14 protein-coding genes are annotated in these 18,759 nt (G+C 72.3%); 8 read left to right on the forward strand and 6 right to left on the reverse strand.

Annotated elements, in window-relative coordinates:
* The 4 genes from ABZY20_RS35810 to glgB form a co-directional block, all read left to right on the forward strand.
* Positions 1 to 504, forward strand: a 504-nt coding sequence (locus tag ABZY20_RS35810) for a DUF3459 domain-containing protein (RefSeq protein WP_356447485.1), incomplete at its 5' end; no start/stop codon positions are given.
* Positions 501 to 2,201, forward strand: a complete 1,701-nt coding sequence (gene treS / locus ABZY20_RS35815; protein WP_356447487.1) for a maltose alpha-D-glucosyltransferase — start codon at positions 501 to 503, stop codon at positions 2,199 to 2,201. The genes ABZY20_RS35810 and treS, both read left to right, overlap by 4 nt.
* Positions 2,202 to 2,388: 187 nt before the next feature.
* On the forward strand, positions 2,389 to 3,831 hold the full coding sequence (locus ABZY20_RS35820) for a maltokinase (protein ID WP_356447489.1): 1,443 nt from the start codon (positions 2,389 to 2,391) through the stop codon (positions 3,829 to 3,831).
* Positions 3,832 to 3,862: 31 nt separating this feature from the next.
* Positions 3,863 to 6,634, forward strand: a complete 2,772-nt coding sequence (glgB, locus tag ABZY20_RS35825) for a 1,4-alpha-glucan branching enzyme (protein WP_356447491.1) — start codon at positions 3,863 to 3,865, stop codon at positions 6,632 to 6,634.
* Positions 6,635 to 6,708: 74 nt separating this feature from the next.
* On the opposite strand, the gene ABZY20_RS35830 is transcribed toward glgB, so the two are convergent.
* From ABZY20_RS35830 to ABZY20_RS35845, 4 genes are all read right to left on the reverse strand, one after another.
* Positions 6,709 to 8,970, reverse strand: coding sequence for an ATP-dependent DNA helicase (locus ABZY20_RS35830; RefSeq protein ID WP_356447493.1), 2,262 nt, complete (start codon positions 8,968 to 8,970; stop codon positions 6,709 to 6,711).
* Between the two features lie 142 nt (positions 8,971 to 9,112).
* Positions 9,113 to 9,439, reverse strand: coding sequence for a thioredoxin domain-containing protein (locus ABZY20_RS35835; RefSeq protein ID WP_356447495.1), 327 nt, complete (start codon positions 9,437 to 9,439; stop codon positions 9,113 to 9,115).
* Complete coding sequence (locus ABZY20_RS35840) at positions 9,433 to 9,846, reverse strand: MerR family transcriptional regulator (RefSeq protein ID WP_356447497.1); 414 nt, start codon at positions 9,844 to 9,846, stop codon at positions 9,433 to 9,435. Before ABZY20_RS35840 ends, ABZY20_RS35835 begins: the two co-directional genes overlap by 7 nt.
* A gap of 81 nt (positions 9,847 to 9,927) precedes the next feature.
* A complete protein-coding gene (locus ABZY20_RS35845) occupies positions 9,928 to 11,607 on the reverse strand; it encodes an MFS transporter (RefSeq protein ID WP_356447499.1) in 1,680 nt (559 codons plus the stop codon).
* Between the two features lie 106 nt (positions 11,608 to 11,713).
* On the opposite strand from ABZY20_RS35845, the gene ABZY20_RS35850 reads away from it, so the two are divergent.
* On the forward strand, positions 11,714 to 12,331 hold the full coding sequence (locus ABZY20_RS35850; RefSeq protein WP_356447501.1) for a TetR/AcrR family transcriptional regulator: 618 nt from the start codon (positions 11,714 to 11,716) through the stop codon (positions 12,329 to 12,331).
* A 76-nt stretch (positions 12,332 to 12,407) separates the two neighbouring features.
* Here ABZY20_RS35850 and ABZY20_RS35855 read toward each other — a convergent pair whose 3' ends face one another.
* A complete protein-coding gene (locus tag ABZY20_RS35855; protein ID WP_356447503.1) occupies positions 12,408 to 13,799 on the reverse strand; it encodes a cation:dicarboxylase symporter family transporter in 1,392 nt (463 codons plus the stop codon).
* Positions 13,800 to 13,997: 198 nt separating this feature from the next.
* Here ABZY20_RS35855 and ABZY20_RS35860 point away from each other — a divergent pair, with 198 nt between their 5' ends.
* From ABZY20_RS35860 to ABZY20_RS35870, 3 genes are all read left to right on the forward strand, one after another.
* A complete protein-coding gene (locus ABZY20_RS35860) occupies positions 13,998 to 15,686 on the forward strand; it encodes a sensor histidine kinase (protein ID WP_356447505.1) in 1,689 nt (562 codons plus the stop codon).
* Positions 15,683 to 16,372: a response regulator gene (locus ABZY20_RS35865; protein WP_356447507.1), complete on the forward strand. Its 690-nt coding sequence runs from the start codon at positions 15,683 to 15,685 to the stop codon at positions 16,370 to 16,372. Before ABZY20_RS35860 ends, ABZY20_RS35865 begins: the two co-directional genes overlap by 4 nt.
* A gap of 459 nt (positions 16,373 to 16,831) precedes the next feature.
* Positions 16,832 to 17,563 carry a helix-turn-helix transcriptional regulator gene (locus tag ABZY20_RS35870; RefSeq protein WP_356447508.1) on the forward strand — a complete coding sequence of 244 codons (732 nt, stop codon included), beginning with the start codon at positions 16,832 to 16,834 and terminating at the stop codon, positions 17,561 to 17,563.
* On the opposite strand, the gene ABZY20_RS35875 is transcribed toward ABZY20_RS35870, so the two are convergent.
* On the reverse strand, positions 17,560 to 18,585 hold the full coding sequence (locus ABZY20_RS35875; RefSeq protein ID WP_356447509.1) for an ATP-dependent 6-phosphofructokinase: 1,026 nt from the start codon (positions 18,583 to 18,585) through the stop codon (positions 17,560 to 17,562). The two genes, ABZY20_RS35870 and ABZY20_RS35875, sit on opposite strands and share 4 nt — an antisense overlap.
* Between the last annotated feature and the right edge of the window lie 174 nt (positions 18,586 to 18,759).

Here is an 18,759-nt window from a genome sequence, read left to right on the forward strand (position 1 = left end):
GGCATCTACTCCGGCTACGAACTGTGCGAGAACACCCCGCTCCGCGAAGGCAGCGAGGAATACCTCGACTCCGAGAAGTACCAGCTCAGGCCCCGTGACTGGGAGGCGGCGGAGCGCGAGGGCCGCACGATCGCCCCGCTGCTCACCAGGCTCAACACCGTCCGGCGGGAGAACCCCGCGCTCCAGCAGCTGCGCGACCTCCACTTCCACCACGCGGACAAGGAAGCGGTGCTCGTGTACTCGAAGAGGAAGGGTTCGAACACGGTTCTGGTGGTCGCCAACCTCGACCCCCACCACACCCAGGAGGCCACGGTCTCGTTGGACATGCCGCAACTCGGCCTGGACTGGCACGAGTCGGTGCCGGTGCGCGACGAGCTCACCGGCGAGACCTATCACTGGGGCAGGGCCAACTATGTGCGCCTCGAACCGGGCCGTCGTCCCGCGCACGTGTTCTCGGTTCTGCGACCGTCCAACCCGCAGATCGGAGGGTCACCCACAACATGATCGTCAACGAACCCGTTCCGGACACCTTCGAGGACACCCCCGCCAGGGACCGCGACCCCGACTGGTTCAAGCGCGCCGTCTTCTACGAGGTGCTCGTCCGCTCGTTCCAGGACAGCAACGGAGACGGCGTCGGTGACCTGAAGGGCCTGACCGCCAAACTCGACTACCTGCAGTGGCTCGGCGTGGACTGCCTGTGGCTGCCGCCGTTCTTCAAGTCTCCCCTGCGCGACGGCGGCTACGACGTCTCCGACTACACGGCCGTGCTGCCGGAGTTCGGCGACCTGGCCGACTTCGTGGAGTTCGTCGACGCCGCCCACCAGCGGGGCATGCGCGTGATCATCGACTTCGTCATGAACCACACCAGCGACCAGCACCCGTGGTTCCAGGAGTCGCGCAAGGATCCCGACGGCCCCTACGGCGACTACTACGTGTGGGCCGACGACGACAAGCAGTTCCAGGACGCGCGGATCATCTTCGTCGACACCGAGGCCTCCAACTGGACCTACGACCCCGTCCGCAAGCAGTACTACTGGCACCGCTTCTTCTCGCACCAGCCGGACCTCAACTACGAGAACCCGGCCGTGCAGGAGGAGATGATCTCCGCGCTGAAGTTCTGGCTCGACCTGGGCATCGACGGGTTCCGGCTGGACGCGGTGCCGTACCTGTACCAGCAGGAGGGCACCAACTGCGAGAACCTGCCGGCCACGCACGCCTTCCTGAAGCGGGTGCGCAAGGAGATCGACGCCCAGTACCCGGACACGGTGCTGCTCGCCGAGGCCAACCAGTGGCCCGAGGACGTCGTCGACTACTTCGGCGACTACCCGAGCGGCGGCGACGAGTGCCACATGGCGTTCCACTTCCCGGTGATGCCGCGCATCTTCATGGCCGTACGGCGGGAGTCCCGCTACCCCGTCTCCGAGATCCTGGCCAAGACCCCGGCCATTCCCTCGGGCTGCCAGTGGGGCATCTTCCTGCGCAACCACGACGAGCTGACCCTCGAGATGGTCACCGACGAAGAGCGCGACTACATGTGGGCGGAGTACGCCAAGGACCCCCGCATGCGCGCCAACATCGGCATCCGCCGCAGGCTCGCCCCGCTGCTGGACAACGACCGCAACCAGATCGAGCTGTTCACGGCCCTGCTGCTGTCCCTGCCGGGCTCGCCGATCCTGTACTACGGCGACGAGATCGGCATGGGCGACAACATCTGGCTCGGCGACCGCGACGCGGTGCGCACGCCGATGCAGTGGACGCCCGACCGCAACGCGGGCTTCTCCTCGTCCGATCCGGGGCGGCTGTTCCTGCCCACGATCATGGACCCGGTCTACGGCTACCAGGTCACCAACGTCGAGGCGTCCATGGCGTCGCCGTCGTCGCTGCTGCACTGGACCCGCCGCATGATCGAGATCCGCAAGCAGAACCCCGCGTTCGGCCTGGGCTCGTACAACGAGCTGCCGTCGACGAACCCGGCGGTGCTGGCGTTCCTGCGGGAGTACGAGGACGACCTGGTGCTGTGCGTGAACAACTTCTCACGCTTCGCACAGCCCACGGAGCTGGATCTGAGCGCCTTCGAGGGCCGGCACCCGGTGGAGCTGTTCGGCGGGGTGCGCTTCCCGGCGATCGGTGAACTGCCGTACCTGCTGACGCTGGGGGGCCACGGCTTCTACTGGTTCAGGCTCCGCAAGGACGCCGTATGAGGTCCGGCCGGCTCTGACGCGGCCTGATCCGCGGGGCAGGCCGCAAACCCCCGTGGCGGGGCGTTTCCCCTGCCCCGCCCGGGGCACGCATCAGTAACACCCCGCCACCCGCGTGAGCCGGAGGGGCGCCTCGGAACGGCCGCAGGCACCGGAGGCGCACACAGAATGGGTGAAAGGACGCGACGCCATGCCGCAAGCCGTCACACGCACCGTCACCACCCCGCCCGGCCTTCTCGCCTCCCTCGATCCGCTGCTGCGGGAGTGGCTGCCGCGGCAGCGCTGGTTCGCGGGCAAGGGACGACCGGTCACCGGGTTCACCCTGGTCGAGGCCACGGAGCTGCTCCCGCCCTCGGCCAAGCTCGGCCTGTACCACCTGCTCGTCCGCGCCCACCAGCCACTGATGGCGGGCCACGGGGTGCCCGGCCACCCCGGCGACTGCTACCAGCTGCTGATAGGCGTGCGCGAGGCGCTGCCGCCTCGGCTGGCGCCCGCGCTCATCGGACACGTGACCCAGGGCCCGCTCGCCGGACGGACGGTCTACGACGCCCTGCACGACACCCGGCCCGCCGAGCTGCTCCTGGAGGCGCTGCGCACCCGGGCCCGGATCGGCCGGCTGCGTTTCGACCGGGACCCCGCCCAGGACATCCGCTCCGGACTGGTCCCGCGGGTGGTGACCGCGGAGCAGTCCAACTCCTCGATCGTCTACGGAGATACGTTCATCCTGAAGCTGCTGCGGCGGATCGTGCCCGGGAACAACCCGGACCTGGAGCTGCCGCTGGCGCTGGCTCGCGAGGGCTGCCCCCGGGTGCCCGCGCCGACGGCCTGGATGGTCGCCGACATCGATCCCGGGGCGGACCCGGTCGTCTCGTCCGGGTCCGCGGACCTGGACGGCCAGCCGTACGTGCTGGGGGTGCTCCAGCCGTTCCTGCAGGGCGCCTCCGACGGCTGGGAGCTGGCGCTGCGCGAGCTGGCCAAGGGCGAGGACTTCGGCGCCGAGGCGCGGGCGCTGGGCCGGGCCACGGCCGAGGTGCACACCGCGCTGGCCCGGGCGCTGCCGACGGTCACGTTCGGGCAGGCGCAGCTCGGGCAGATGGTCGACGGCATGATCGAGCGGCTGGAGGCGGCCGTCCACGCCGTACCGGCGCTCAGGCCGTACGCCGGCGGCCTGCGCTCGGCGTTCACGGCGCTGGGCGACCTGGCCTCCGAGGGCCGCACCTGGACCGCCCAGCGCGTGCACGGGGACCTGCACCTCGGGCAGTGCCTGCGCTCGCCGTCCGGCGAGTGGTGGCTGATCGACTTCGAGGGCGAGCCGGCCCGCCCGCTGGCCGAGCGGCGCATGCCGCAGCCGGTCGTGCGGGACGTCGCCGGCATGCTGCGGTCCTTCGACTACGCGGCGCGCTCGGCCGACCCGCCGCAGCCGGACTGGGCCGAGACGTGCCGTTCCGCGTTCTGCTCCGGCTACGCGGAGGCCTCCGGCCGCGATCCGCGCACCGACCCGGTGCTGCTGCGCGCCTACGAGACCGACAAGGCGATCTACGAGGTGGTGTACGAGGCGCGGCACCGCCCCGACTGGCTGCCGGTGCCGCTGGCCGCCGTAGAGCGGCTCGCCACGTCCGGCCACCTGACCTGACTGACCCACCCTCGCCCAGGAGGCACCGCCCGTGACCCCCCGTCCTGAGTCCAGCGGTTCGCGTCCCAAGGGGACGGCCGGGGAGAAGATCCCCGAGCAGCCCACGGCCGCGCAAGCGAAGAGCGCCGCGAAGAAGACGGCGGTGCCGAAACAGGCAGCGGCCAAGAAGGGGACGGCCGCGGCGAAGAAGGCCGTCGTGAAGACGGCGGCCGCCGGGAAGACCGCGGCCAAGAAGGCGGCGGCGAAGAAGACGGCCGCCAAGAAGGCACCGGCCGGCAAGGCGGTGGCGAAGAAGGCCGCCGTCAAGAAGACCGCCCCCGGGACGACGGCTGCCGCGCCGGCCGAGACGGCCCCGGCCGCACCGGCGGCCGCGGCGCCCGCGGCGAAGAAGGCGACCGCGAAGAAGGCCACAGCCACGAAGGCGACAGCCGTGAAGGCCACGGCGAAGAAGGCGGCGACCGCCAAGAAGGCCGCGGTCAAGAAGACCGCCGCCACGAAGACACCGGCCAGGAAGGCACCCGCCGGGAAGGCGCCGGCCGCCGAGGCCCCGGCCACCACGAGCGCCGCGAAGCCGGCCGCCCCGGTCCAGGTCGTGCCGCCGGAGATGGAGATCGCCGTCTCGCCCGCCGTCGACGCGGTGGACCGCGAGCGGCTGCTGCGCGGCACGCACCACGCCCCGCACTCCGTGCTCGGCGCCCACCCGGTGCCCGGCGGGGTCGCCTTCCGGGCGTTCCGGCCGTACGCCCTGTCGGTGACCGTGGTCTCCGGGGAGTTGCGGGCGGAGCTGCACGCCGACGGGGAGGGGTTCTTCTCCGGGCTGCTGCCACTGGCGGAGGTCCCGGTGTACCGGCTGCTCGTGGAGTACGAGGGGACGGTCCTGGACACCGAGGACCCCTACCGCTTCCTGCCCACCCTGGGCGACCTGGACCTGCACCTCATCGGCGAGGGCCGGCACGAGGAGCTGTGGACGGCGCTGGGCGCCCACCCGACGACCCACCAGGGCGTGACCGGCACCCGCTTCGCGGTGTGGGCGCCGAACGCGCGCGGCGTGCGGGTGGCCGGCACCTTCAACTTCTGGGACGGCGCCGGGCACGCCATGCGGTCGCTGGGCTCGTCCGGCGTGTGGGAGCTGTTCCTGCCGGACGTCGGCGAGGGCGAGCTGTACAAGTTCGAGATCACCCGCCCGGACGGTTCGAAGACGATGCGCGCCGACCCGATGGCCCGCCGCACCGAGGTGCCGCCCGCGACCTCGTCGGTCATCACCTCCTCGCACTACGAGTGGGGCGACGCCGAGTGGCTGGCCCGGCGCGCCGAGGCCCCGGCGCACGAGGCGCCGTTCTCGGTGTACGAGGTGCATCTGCCGTCCTGGCGCCCGGGTCTGACATACCGTCAGCTCGCCGAGCAGCTTCCCGGGTACGTGAAGAACCTGGGCTTCACGCACGTGGAGCTGATGCCGGTCGCGGAGCACCCCTTCGGCGGCTCCTGGGGCTACCAGGTCACCGGCTTCTACGCGCCGACGGCCCGGCTGGGCACCCCGGACGACTTCCGGTACCTGGTCGACAAGCTGCACCAGGCCGGCATCGGCGTCCTCATGGACTGGGTGCCGGCGCACTTCCCTCGCGACGACTGGGCGCTCGCCGAGTTCGACGGCCGTCCCCTGTACGAGCACGCGGACCCGCTGCGGGCCGCGCACCCCGACTGGGGCACGCTGGAGTTCGACTTCGGGCGTAACGAGGTGCGCAACTTCCTCGTGGCGAACGCCGTGTACTGGTGCGAGGAGTTCCACATCGACGGGCTGCGCGTGGACGCGGTCGCCTCGATGCTGTACCTGGACTACTCGCGCGAGCCGGGCCAGTGGACGCCCAACGAGCACGGCGGCCGGGAGAACCTGGACGCGGTGGCGTTCCTGCAGGAGATGAACGCGACGGTGTACCGCAGGGTGCCCGGCGTGGTCACGGTCGCCGAGGAGTCCACCGCGTGGGACGGCGTCACGCGGGCCACCCACCACAAGGGCCCCAGCGGCTTCGGCGGGCTCGGGTTCGGGCTGAAGTGGAACATGGGCTGGATGCACGACTCGCTGCAGTACATGAGCCACGAGCCGGTGCACCGCAAGTACCACCACCACGAGATGACGTTCTCGATGGTGTACGCCTACAGCGAGAACTACGTCCTGCCGATCTCCCACGACGAGGTCGTGCACGGCAAGGGATCCCTGGTGTCGAAGATGCCGGGTGACTGGTGGCAGCAGCGCGCCTCGGTCCGCTCCTACCTGGGCTATATGTGGGCCCATCCGGGCAAGCAACTGCTCTTCATGGGGCAGGAGTTCGCGCAGGGCGCCGAGTGGTCCGAGGCGCACGGCCCGGACTGGTGGCTGCTGGACCCGGGCTACGGGGCTCAGGCCGACCACCGGGGCGTGCGCGACCTGGTCCGCGACCTCAACACGGTCTACCGCGCCACGCCCGCGCTGTGGCGCCTGGACACGGACCCGGCCGGCTTCGAGTGGATCGTCGGGGACGCCGCCGACGACAACGTCCTCGCGTTCCTGCGGCTGGACCCCGAGGGCCGGCCCGTGCTGGCGGTCTCCCACTTCGCCCCGGTGGTGCGCGAGGACTACCGCCTGGGCGTGCCCGAGGACGTCCCCGCCTGGCACGAGGCGGTCAACACCGACGCGGCCCGCTACGGGGGCAGCGGCGTCACCAACCCCGACCCGGTCAAGCCCGAGGCCCAGCCCTGGCACGGCCGTCCGGCGAGCATCCGCCTGACCCTGCCGCCGCTGGCCACGGTCTGGCTGCGCCCGGCCTAGACGGCCCGTGACCCCGCTGTGACGGAGGCTCGGCTTCCGTCACAGCGGGTCCGGTCCACGCGGCGGGGCGGGCGTTACGCGAAGGACTCCGCCAGGGCCTTCGGCAGCTCCCCGGTGTGCACCACGCCCAGCCGCTGGGTGGCCCGGGTCAGGGCCACGTACAGGTCGCTGGTGCCGTAGCGGCCGGGCTCGACGACCAGGACGGAGTCGAACTCCAGGCCCTTGGCCTGCCGCGGGTCGAGCAGGACGACCGACCGCGTGAGGTCGGGTTCGGCGCCCGCCGTGACGCCGTCCAGCCGGGCGGCGATGCCCCGGTGGAGGTCGCGGGGCGCGATCACCGCGAGCCGTCCCTCCTGCGGGGTGAGCTCGCCGACCGCCTTGGCGACGGCGCCCGGGAGGTCGTCGGTGGCGCGCGCCCAGGGCCGTACGCCGGTGGAGCGCACCGAGCTCGGCGGCTCGAAGTCCGGGTGCTCGGCACGGACCACGGCCGCCGCCACGTCCATGATCTCGGCCGGGGTGCGGTAGTTGACGCCGAGCCGGGTGTGCTCCCAGCGGTCCTCGACGTACGGGGAGAGGATGTCCGCCCAGGAGCCGACCCCGGCCGCCTCCGCGGTCTGCGCCGGGTCGCCGACCAGCGTCATCGAGCGGGTCGGGCTGCGCCGCATCAGCAGCCGCCACGCCATCGGCGACAGTTCCTGCGCCTCGTCGACGATGATGTGCCCGAACGCCCAGCCGCGGTCGGCGGCGGCGCGTTCGGCGGCGCTGCGGTGGTCGTCCTCCTCGTGCCGCTCGGCGAACCGCTCCGCGTCGATGATGTCGTGCGCGGACAGCACCTCGGAGCTCTCGGGGTCGTCCTCCTCCTTGTCCTCGAACTCGTAGGTCCGGGACGCGTACGACACGTCCAGCACGCCCTGCGCGTAGGCGATCTGCCGCTCGCGCTCGCGCTCGGCGCGCTCCCGGGCCGACCGGTCGTCCTCGCCGAGGAGTTCGGCGGCCTCGTCGAGCAGCGGCACGTCCGCGACGGTCCAGCGCCGTGTGACGGGGCGGCGTACGGCGTCGGCGTCCGCCTCGGACAGGAACTCCTCGGGCGCGGCGAGGAAGTCCGCGACGAGCCGCTGCGGGGTCAGCACCGGCCACAGCTGGTCGATCGCGGCCCACACCTCGGGGTTCTCGGCGAGGTCGTCGCGGATCTGGGTGATGTCGCTGGGGTCGAGGAGGCTGGACCCGTCGAAGGGGTCGGTGCCGATCCGCTCGGCGTACAGGTCGGTGAGCGCGTTGAGGATGTGCCCCTCGAAGTGCTCGCGGGCCGCGTTGTGCGGCAGCCCGGCGGCGCGGGTGCGCTCCCGGGCGACGTTCACCAGGCCGTCGTCGAGCATGAGGACCTCGCGGTCGTGCTCGATGGCGATGACCGGGTCGGGCAGCGCCTGCCGGCTGCGGACGGCCTCGGCGAGCACCTCGGCCAGGTCGGCGCGGCCCTTGACGGCGGCGGCCTCGGGCGTGTCCGTGGCGGTCGCCTTCACGCCGGGGTACAGCTCGCCGACGGTCGCGAGGAGCACGCCTGTCTCGCCGAGGGAGGGCAGCACCTCGCCGATGTAGCCGAGGAACGCCGGGTTGGGCCCCACGATCAGCACCGCCCGCTTGGCGAGCAGCTCGCGGTGCTCGTACAGCAGGTAGGCGGCGCGGTGCAGGGCGACGGCGGTCTTGCCGGTGCCCGGGCCGCCCTCCACCACGAGCACACCGCGGTGCGGGGCGCGGATGATGCGGTCCTGGTCGGCCTGGATGGTCCGCACGATGTCGCCCATGCGGCCGGTGCGCGCGGAGTTGAGCGCGGCGAGCAGCACGGCGTCGCCCGTGGGGTCCTCGTGGCCGGTGCGCCTCTCGTCGCCGAGGTCGAGGATCTCGTCGTGCAGGTGGGTGACCGTGCGGCCCTCGGTGGCGATGTGCCGCCGGCGCCTGAGCCCCATCGGGGTGTGGCCGGTGGCCAGGTAGAAGGGGCGGGCGACGTCGGCGCGCCAGTCGATCAGGACGGGGGTGCGCTCGGCGTCGTCGGTGCGCAGGCCGATGCGGCCGATGTGGTGGGTGACGCCGGAGGTGAGGTCGATGCGGCCGAAGCACAGGGAGCCGTCGACCGCGTTCAGCGCGGCGAGCAGCCCGGAGCGCTCGGCGACGAGGATGTCCCGCTCCAGTCTGGCCTGCATGGGGGTGTCGCCCTGCGCGAGCGCGTCCGTGACGGAGGTCTCGGCGTCGCCGCGCAGCGCGTCCACGCGCGCGTACAACCCGTCGACGAATTCCTGTTCCTGCCGCAATTCATCGTCCGGCAATTCGGTGTTTGACAATTCCGCTCCCGCCCGGATATACTGTGCCCACTGAGCTTCTTTGTGACATCAATCGACGTGAAGTCACGAACAGACGAATATACGCAAGGAAATCCCCCGAGTGCAATTACTCGGGGGATTTCCCTGTTTCCGGGCCTGTCGTCTACAGCACCTCGGCGAGCTCGTCGAGCAGCCGCCGCCTGGCCCGCGCGCCGACCATCGCCTTCACGGGCTCGCCGTCGCGGAAGACCATGAAGGTCGGCATCGACAGCACCTTGTAGGCGTTGGTCGTCGCCGGGTTGGCGTCGACGTCCAGCTGCACCACCTTCAGCCGGTCGCCCACCTCGGCGGCGACGGCCTTCAGCACCGGAGCCATCTGCCGGCACGGCGGGCACCAGTCGGCGGTGAACTCCACCAGTACCGGCAGCTCCGCGCCGATCACCTCCGCCTCGAAGTCCGCGTCGGTCACCTCGGTCACCTCGGTCACCATGTGTGCCCTCCCAGCTCGCACTCCGGCTCCGGACCCCCCGGAGTCGCCGCCTCGGCGGCCAGTTCGGCCCGTGCCAGCTGCCGCGCGACCGTCTCCCGCACGCCGCTCAACTGCTCCAGCAGCGCGTCGAGTTCGTCCAGCTTGCGGCGGTAGACCGCGAGCGACGCCGGGCAGGTGTCCCCTTGGGGGTGCCCGGCGCGCAGGCACTCCACGAAGGGCCGCGTCTCCTCCAGGCCGAACCCGAAGTCCTGCAGCGTGCGGATCTGCCGCAGCAGCCGCAGATCGCACTCGTCGTAGGTCCGGTGATTGTTGTCCGTGCGGCGCGCGGGCAGCAGCCCGCGCGCCTCGTAGTACCGCAGCGTGCGCGTGGTGGTCCCGGCGCGTGCGGCCAGCTCGCCGATTCGCATCCCGCGAACGTAGCCCTTGACGCCGACGTCAAGGCAACACCGCCGACGCCAAGGCAACACCGCCGACGCCAGGGCGACACCTCAGCGCACCCCGGCGGTCTCCCGCTCCCGCTCCTCGGCCGGCTCGGCCGGCCGGGTCGCCGCCTTGGTCCGGCCCGGCAGCAGCAGCGCCACGGCCAGCGTGCCGACGCCCAGCACCACGGCCCCCACCAGACTGGTGTGGGCGACCGCGTCCGCGAAGGACGACCCCACCGCGTCGGCCATCCGCCGCGCGCCGCCGCCGAGTTGCTCCGCCTGCGCGCGCAGCCGCTCCGCCTGCTGCGGATCGCCCGCCTGCCCGGCCTGCTCGGCCAGCTGCCGTGCCTTGTCCCCGAGCCCCCGGGCCACGGCGTAGCCGGCGCCGACGGAGTCCTGGGCGGTGTCCAGCGCGGAGGCGGGGAGCCCGCTGCCTGCGGTCGCGTCCGCGAGATGGCCGGAGTACGAGGTGGCCAGCAGCGAGCCGAGGACCGCGATGCCGAGCGAACCGCCCAGTTCCAGCGAGGTGTCGTTCACCGCCCCGCCGACGCCCAGCTCGGACTCCGGGAACGCCCCCATGATCGCGTCCGTGCAGGGCGACAGCGCCAGCCCGATGGCCAGCCCCAGCACCACCAGCGGCGCCACGAGGTCGCCGTACGACGACCCGGCGTCGATCCGGGTGAGCAGGGCGAGGGCCGCGGTGCCGCCGACCATGCCCGCTGTGACGGTCCACTTCATGCCGACCCGGGGCGTGAGGTAACCGGTCAGGGCGGAGCCCGCGAACACGGCACCGGCCAGCGGCAGCATCCGCGCTCCCGTGCCCAGGGCGTCGTGGCCGAGGACGAACTGCAGGTGCTGCGTCAGGTAGTAGAAGGCGCCGAACACCGCCAGGAAGAACAGCGCGACGGCGAGGTTGGAGCCCGCGAAGCCGCGGTCGGCGAAGCGGCGGACGTCGAGCACGGGACGCGGGTGGCGCAGCTCCCACAGCACGAAGGCCACGAACCCGGCCCCGGCGACGGCCGCCGCCGTGACGGCCTCGGCGCCCCAGCCGAAGTGCGGGCCCTCGATGATCGTGTAGACCAGCGCGGCGATCCACACCACCGACAGCAGCCCGCCGCCGTAGTCGATGCGCCCGTGGTGCGCGGCTTTGGACGGCGGCACGAGGACGAAGGCGCCGACGACGGCCAGGGCCGCGATCGGCACGTTGATGAGGAACGTCGACGACCAGCCGTGCCGCTCCAGCAGCGCCCCGGCGACCAGCGGACCGGCCGCGATGGCGAGTCCGGCGGTGGCCGTCCACAGGGTGATGGCCTTGGCGCGCTCGGCCCGCGGGAAGGTCGCGGCGAGCAGGGACAGCGTGGCGGGCATGATCATCGCGGCGCCGGCGCCCATCACGGCCCGGGCCGCGACGACCGTCGCCGCGCTGTCGGCGAGGAACCCGAAGACCGAGCCGCCGCCGAACACCAGCAGTCCCAGGACGAGCGCGCCCCGGCGGCTGTACTTGTCGCCGATCGCGCCCAGCAGCAGCATCAGCGCCGCGTACGGGACGGTGTAGCCGTCGATGACCCACTGCAGGTCCGCGCTGGACAGGCCGAGGTCCTCGGTCATGTCGGGCGCGGCCACGGTGAGGGCGGTGTTCGCCATCACGATGATCAGCAGGCTCAGGCACAGGACGAGCAGGGCCCACCAGCGCCGGGCGTAGGGGCCGTCCGTCCTGTCGGCCGGCTTGGTCGTCACGAGTCGCATGAGGGGTCGCCTTCCTCCCAGACTTGCACAGGGGTGTGCATTTGCACAACGCTGTGCAATGTACGTCGTTGCACAGTGCTGTGCAAGTCGCTGGAGGAGGGGCACAATGACGTCCATGACCACGGGCACCAGCCATCGCGCCGAAGCCAACCGGCGCCGCATCCTCGACGTCGCCCTCGCCGAGCTGCTGCGGGACCCGGACGCGTCCATGGACCAGATCGCGCGCGCCGCGGGCGTGGTGCGCAGGACCGTGTACGGGCACTTCCCGAGCCGTGACGCGCTGATCAGCACGCTCGTCGACGAGGCCGTCCAGGCGCTGTCGGAGGCGGACGCGGCGGGACGCGAGGGCGTGGACGACCCGGCGGAGGCCGTGGCGCGCTCGGTGCTGGCGGTGTGGGAGATCGCCGACCGCTACCGGCTGCTGATCGCGCTCGCCCAGCGCACGGTCACCATGCAGGGCATCCGGGAGCGGCTCGCGCCGGTGCGGGAGGTGAGCGTCGGGCTGCTGCAGCGCGGCCTGGACGAGAACGTCTTCGTCTCACCACTGCCCGCACCGGCCCTGGCGTACGTGCACGAGCAGATGCTGTTCGCGGTGATGGAGGCGGTGAACGACGGCCTGCTGACAGCACATGAGGCGGGCCGCTGCGCCGCGGTCTCGGTGCTGACCGCGGCGGGCGTGCCCGCCTCCAGAGCCACCGCACTGGTGGCGAAGCTGAACTCGTGAACGGGTGAGGTTAAGGACCGGGCGGCTGAGCGACGGGGGACACCCAGCCGCCCGGAGTCTCACCGTGCGGCGCGGCTCAGGCCTTGGCCAGCTCCTTCTCGCCGCCCCGCTCGACCGCCCCGGCGGGCTCGCCCTCCGGCTCGCCGTGGCCGTCGTCCAGCAGGGTCTTCTCGTCGAAGGGGAGCCGGCCGGCGAGGACCTCGTTCACCCGCCCCTTGTCGATCTCCTTGGTCCAGGTGCCGATCAGGACGGTGGCGACGGCGTTGCCCGCGAAGTTCGTCAGGGCGCGGGCCTCGCTCATGAAGCGGTCGATGCCGACGATGAGGCCGATGCCGTCCACCAGGGCCGGCTTGTGCGACTGCAGACCGCCGGCCAGCGTCGCGAGACCGGCGCCGGTGACACCGGCGGCGCCCTTGGAGGCGACCAGCAGGAAGAGCAGCAGCGGGATCTGCTCGCCGATGGACATCGGGGTGCCCATGGCGTCGGCGATGAACAGCGAGGCCATGGTCATGTAGATCATGGTGCCGTCGAGGTTGAAGGAGTAGCCGGTCGGGACGGTGATGCCGACCACCGGCTTGCTGACGCCCAGGTGCTCCATCTTCGCGATGAGGCGCGGCAGCGCGGACTCCGAGGAGGACGTGGACAGGATCAGCAGGAACTCGCGGCCCAGGTACTTGAAGAGCGTGAGGATGTTCAGGCCGGAGATCACGCGCAGCAGCACGCCGAGCACGATGAAGACGAAGAGGAAGCAGGTGACGTAGAAGCCGAGCATCAGCACCGCGAGGCTCTTGAGCGCGTCCAGGCCGGCGGAGCCGGTGACGGCGGCGATGGCGCCGAAGGCGCCGATCGGGGCGGCCCACATCACCATGGCAAGGATGCGGAAGACGAGCCGCTGGATGTGCTCGATGCCGCGCAGGATCGGCTGGCCCGCCGCGCCCATGCCCTGCAGCGCGAAACCGGCGAGCAGCGCGACCAGCAGGGTCTGCAGCACCGACTCGTTGGTGAAGGCGGACACGATCGTGGTCGGGATGATCCCGAGCAGGAACTCGGTGGTGTCCTTGGCCTCGGCGTCGACCTGGGCGTGACCGGCGTCCTTGACCGCGTCGGTCACCGCCAGGCTCGTGCCCGGCTCCAGGATGTTGCCGACGACCAGGCCGATGCCCAGCGCGACCAGCGACATCACCATGAAGTAGCTCAGGGCGATACCGCCGACGGCACCGACCTTGGCGGCCTTGCGCACCGAGCCGATGCCGAGGACGATCGTGCAGAAGATGATCGGCGAGATCATCATCTTGATCAGGTTCACGAAGCCGGTACCGATCGGCTTCAGCTCCACGGCGAAGCCGGGCGCGGCCAGACCCACCGCGATTCCGGCGGCGACCGCGATGATCACCGCGATGTAGAGATAGTGCGTGCGGTCCCGCTTGGCCCTGGGTGCGGCAGGTGCCGTATCGGCTGCGCTGGTCACGGCGGCCCTCCTTGACGACGTCGTCGGCATCACCGGCGTGCGGCTCACGTCCGGGAAGACTCCGGGGAACTCCGAGAAACAGGGAGCGGGGCTCCCGGAGATGCGTTATGGGGAATGCCGTGACTATGTCGTCCCCTGTGAGCGCGGTCACCCTTCCGTTCATTTAGTTCACAATCAGCCACGAGGCAGACTGACGGCATGCGCTTCTCCGTCCCCCGTCCCCGCAGTCTGGCGGGGCAGCTCTTCGCCATGCAGGCCGTGCTGATAGCGGTCGTCGTGGCCGGATACGCGCTGTTCACCTACGTCAGCGACCGCAGCCAGGCCGAGGAGGCCGCGGCCCGCCAGGCCAGCGCGGTGGCCCGCTCGGTGGCCGACTCCCCGTCCGTGCCGGCGGCGATCCGCACCTCCGATCCGTCCGCCGTGCTGCAGCCGTACGCGCTGAAGGTGATGCGGGACACCGAGGTCGACTTCGTCACGATCATGGATCCGCGGGGCATCCGCTGGACGCACCCCGACCCGCGGCAGATCGGCCAGACCTTCCGGGGCCACACCGAGAAGGCGCTGCGGGGCGGGACCTTCACCGAGACCTACACCGGCACGCTCGGCCCGTCGGTCCGCGCGGTCACCCCGATCCGGGACGGCTCCGAGGTCGTCGGCCTGGTCAGCGCGGGCATCCGGGTCGAGGAGATCACCCAGCGCGTCGAGGACCAGCTCACGGCCCTGCTGGGCGTCGCGGCCGGCGCCCTGGTCCTGGGCGCGGTCGGCACCTACGTCATCAACGCCCGGCTGCGCCGCCACACCCACGGGATGAACGCGGCCGAGCTGAGCCGGATGCACGACTACCACCAGGCCGCCCTGCACGCGGTGCGCGAGGGGTTGCTGATGCTGGACGGGCAGTACCGTGTGGCGCTGATCAACGACGGCGGCCGGGAGCTGCTCGGTGTGGAGGGGGACGTGGTGGGCAGGTCGGTGGCGGAGCTGGGGCTGCCCGCGCTGCTGACGGGCGCCCTGCTGGCGTCGGAGCCGCGGGTGGACGAGGTCCATCTGGCGGCGTCCCGGGTGCTGGTCGTCAACACCTCCCCGGTGTCGGGCGGCGAACGGCGCGGTACCGTCGTCACCCTGCGCGACGTCACCGAACTGCAGTCGCTGATGGGCGAGTTGGACTCCGAGCGGGGTTTCACCCAGGCACTGCGCTCGCAGGCGCACGAGGCGGCGAACCGGCTGCACACGGTGGTCTCGCTGATCGAGCTGGGCCGGGCGGAGGAAGCGGTGGAGTTCGCGACGGCCGAGCTGGAGCTGGCGCAGGCGCTGACCGACCAGGTCGTGGCGGCGGTGAGCGAGCCGGTGCTGGCGGCGCTGCTGCTGGGCAAGACGGCCCAGGCGAACGAGCGGGGCGTGGAGCTGGTGGTGTCGCAGGACAGCAGCCTGGACGACGGCCTGCTGCCCGAGACCCTGCCGGCCCGGGACCTGGTGACCATCCTCGGCAACCTGATCGACAACGCCGTGGACGCGGCACAGGGCAGCGTGCGGGCCCAGGTGCGGGTGGCGGCGTACACCCGGGAGGCCGGGGAGAGCGGGGCCGGCGACGGTGTGCCCGAGCTGGTGCTGCGGGTGTCGGACACCGGTCCGGGCGTGGACCCCGAGCACGCCGAGGCGGTCTTCCAGCGCGGCTTCTCGACGAAGCCGGCGGGCCCGGGCGGCCGGGGCCTGGGCCTGGCGCTCGTACGGCAGGCCGCGCAGCGGCACGGCGGCGCGCTGGCGGTGACGCGGGCGGACGGGGGCGGGGCGCGGTTCGAGGTGCGGCTGCCGCTGCGCGAGCCGGGGCCGGCGGCCCGGGGCGCGGCGTGCGCGGTTCCGGGGGCCGACAGCGCGGGAGGCGACGCATGACCGGCAGCGAGAAGGTGATCCGCGTCCTGGTGGTGGAGGACGACCCGGTCGCCGCCGACGCGCACGTCCTGTACGTGGGGCGGGTGCCGGGGTTCGCCGCCGTCGGCAAGGCGCACACGGGCGCGGAGGCCCGCCGGGTCCTGGAGCGCACCCCGGTGGACCTGCTGCTGCTCGACCTGCACCTGCCGGACGTGCACGGCCTGCAACTGGCCCGCTCCCTGCGGGCGGCCGGCCACCACGCCGACGTGATAGCGGTGACGTCGGCCCGCGACCTGGCCGTGGTGCGCGAGGGCGTCTCGCTCGGCGTCGTGCAGTACGTCCTGAAGCCGTTCACCTTCGCGACCCTGCGCGACCGCCTCGTGCGCTACGCCGAGTTCCGCGCGGCGGTCGGCGAGGCCAGCGGCCAGGACGAGGTGGACCGGGCGCTCGCCACCCTGCGCGCCCCGGGCCCGGCCGCGCTGCCCAAAGGGCTGAGCGCGCCGACGCTGGAGCGGGTGACGGTCGCCCTGCGCGACAGCGCGGAGGGCCTCACGGCCGCCGGTGTCGCGGAGACCGTCGGCATCTCCCGCATCACGGCCCGCCGTTACCTGGAACACCTGGTGGACGCGGGCCGGGCCGCCCGCCGCCCGCAGTACGGCACGGTGGGGCGCCCGGAGCTGCAGTACCGCTGGGTCACGGGGCAGTGACGGCCCCTCAGCCGCCGGTCGCGCACGGCAACCGGGGGATGGCGGGGTACGGGCGACGGGCCGCACGCCCTCGTCCACCGCGAAACGTACGGATCGCGCCGCGAGTTCGCCCCCTTCCTCCACCCGATCGGGGGGCACCCTTGACGTACACGCCTTCGATGTCCGCCCGCCTGGGCGACGCCCGGCGGCCCCCGTCCGCCGTCACCGCCGGCGGGCGGCACCGGCGTGGCACGCCGGGCCGCCGGCGAATATGCCCGTTGAGCTTGCCGTTCGCCCGGCGCACCGCCCCGCCCGGTCCGTGATCACGCACCCGGTGCCGCCCCGGCCCGCACACCCGTCCACCCGACAGGCGCTCTCCGGCCCGGTCCGAACCCGCCGGTAGCCGTAGCTTCCTACAATCCGTGTTCCTGGCCGAACAGACCGTAGTCGCCGCAGCCCGGCGCCCTTAGCTTGAGGCCCGTGCACCGACCATCACCCCGTCCGAGCGAGCCCTCCACCGCGACGGCTCCGCCCTTCAACGCCCCGGCCGCCCGCCGTCTGCGCGCGGCCCTCGGCATGACCCCCGACCACGTCGCCTACGGCATGCGGGTCTCCTACGGGCATCCCCACGTCGGTCCGGGCCACGTCGTCTCCTGGGAACGCGGGATCACCGCCCCGTCCAACGCCGAACTCACCGCCCTCGCGGGCGTGTTGTGGTGCTCCCCGGCCGAACTCATCGGCAGACCGCGGACCCTGCGCGAGCACCGCATCGCCCGCTGCCTCGCCCCGGAGGACGTGGCCCGGGCCGTCGGGCACGACGTGCACACGTATCTGCGCATGGAGGAGACCGGCACCTGGCGCGGCACCGACCGCCAGGCGGCGGCCCTCGCCGAGCTGCTCGGGCTCGACCTGCCCGGCTTCGTCACCGTCACGGGCCGCGACGCCAAGCTCGGCGACCTGCTGCGCAGCGCCGTCACCACCCGCTGGCAGGCCTACGTCCGCCCGGTCGCGAAGGTGGTGCCGCTGGACCGGCCGTACCTGGAGGGCGCCCTGCAGGCCCTGCACGAGGACTACCAGGGGCACATGGCGTCCACGCTGAGCTGGGGCGGCGGCAGCGGGGACGCGGGCGACGCCGGCGAGGAGTTCCTCGAGCGGATCGTGGAGCACTTCTGGGCCAGACTCCAGGACGGCGCCGGCCCGGGGGCGGGTTAGAAGACCGACTCGGCCTCGTCCATGCGGTCCTTGGGGACCGTCTTCAGCTCGGTCACCGCCTCCGCGAGCGGCACCATCACGATGTCCGTCCCGCGCAGCGCGGTCATCATGCCGAACTGGCCCTGGTGCGCGGCCTCCACCGCGTGCCAGCCGAACCGCGTGGCGAGCACCCGGTCGTAGGCGGTCGGCGTACCGCCGCGCTGGACGTGGCCCAGGATGACCGGCTTGGCCTCCTTGCCGAGCCGCCGCTCCAGCTCGTGGGCGAGGGCCGTGCCGATGCCCTGGAAGCGCTCGTGGCCGAACTGGTCGATCTCGCCCTTGCCGTAGTCCATGGAGCCGTCGACGGGGTGGGCGCCCTCGGCGACGCAGACCACCGCGAACTTCTTGCCGCGGGCGAAGCGCTCCTCGACCATCTTGACGAGGCGGGCCGGGTCGAAGGGCCGCTCCGGCAGGCAGATGCCGTGCGCGCCGGCCGCCATGCCGGACTCCAGCGCGATCCACCCGGCGTGCCGGCCCATGACCTCGACCACCATGACCCGCTGGTGCGACTCGGCGGTGGTCTTCAGGCGGTCCATCGCCTCGGTGGCGACACCGACGGCGGTGTCGAAGCCGAAGGTGCGGTCCGTGGAGGAGATGTCGTTGTCGATCGTCTTCGGCACGCCCACCACGGGCAGGCCCGCGTCGCTCAGCATGCGCGCGGCGGTCAGCGTGCCCTCGCCGCCGATCGGGATGAGCGCGTCGATCCCGAACTCGTGGATCATGTCGGGGGCGTTCTCGCAGGCCTCGCGGAGCCGGTCGCGCTCCAGCCGGGAGGAGCCGAGTATGGTGCCGCCGCGGGCCAGGATGCCGCTGACGGACTCCAGGTCGAGGGAGCGGTAGCGGCCGTCCAGCAGGCCGGAGTAGCCGTCCTCGAACCCGATGACCTCGTCGCCGTAGTTGTCGACCGCGCGGTGCACGACCGACCGGATCACGGCGTTCAAGCCGGGGCAGTCGCCGCCTGCGGTGAGAACTCCGATACGCATCGTGCTGTGTCTCCTGCTCGCTGTGGATACCGGTGAGCCTCTGCCGATTGTTTCACGCTCCCCGCCCTCCCTTGACGCCCCCCGTTCTGACGGGCGCCTTATCTAGCGGCGGAGGTATTGTCAAGAGGGTTCTGCTCACCTCGGTGGGCGATTTTTGTGCCCCCCGGCCCCGAT

Origin of the sequence: Streptomyces sp. NPDC006624 (assembly GCF_040611555.1) — a bacterium.
Taxonomy (GTDB): Bacteria; Actinomycetota; Actinomycetes; order Streptomycetales; family Streptomycetaceae; genus Streptomyces.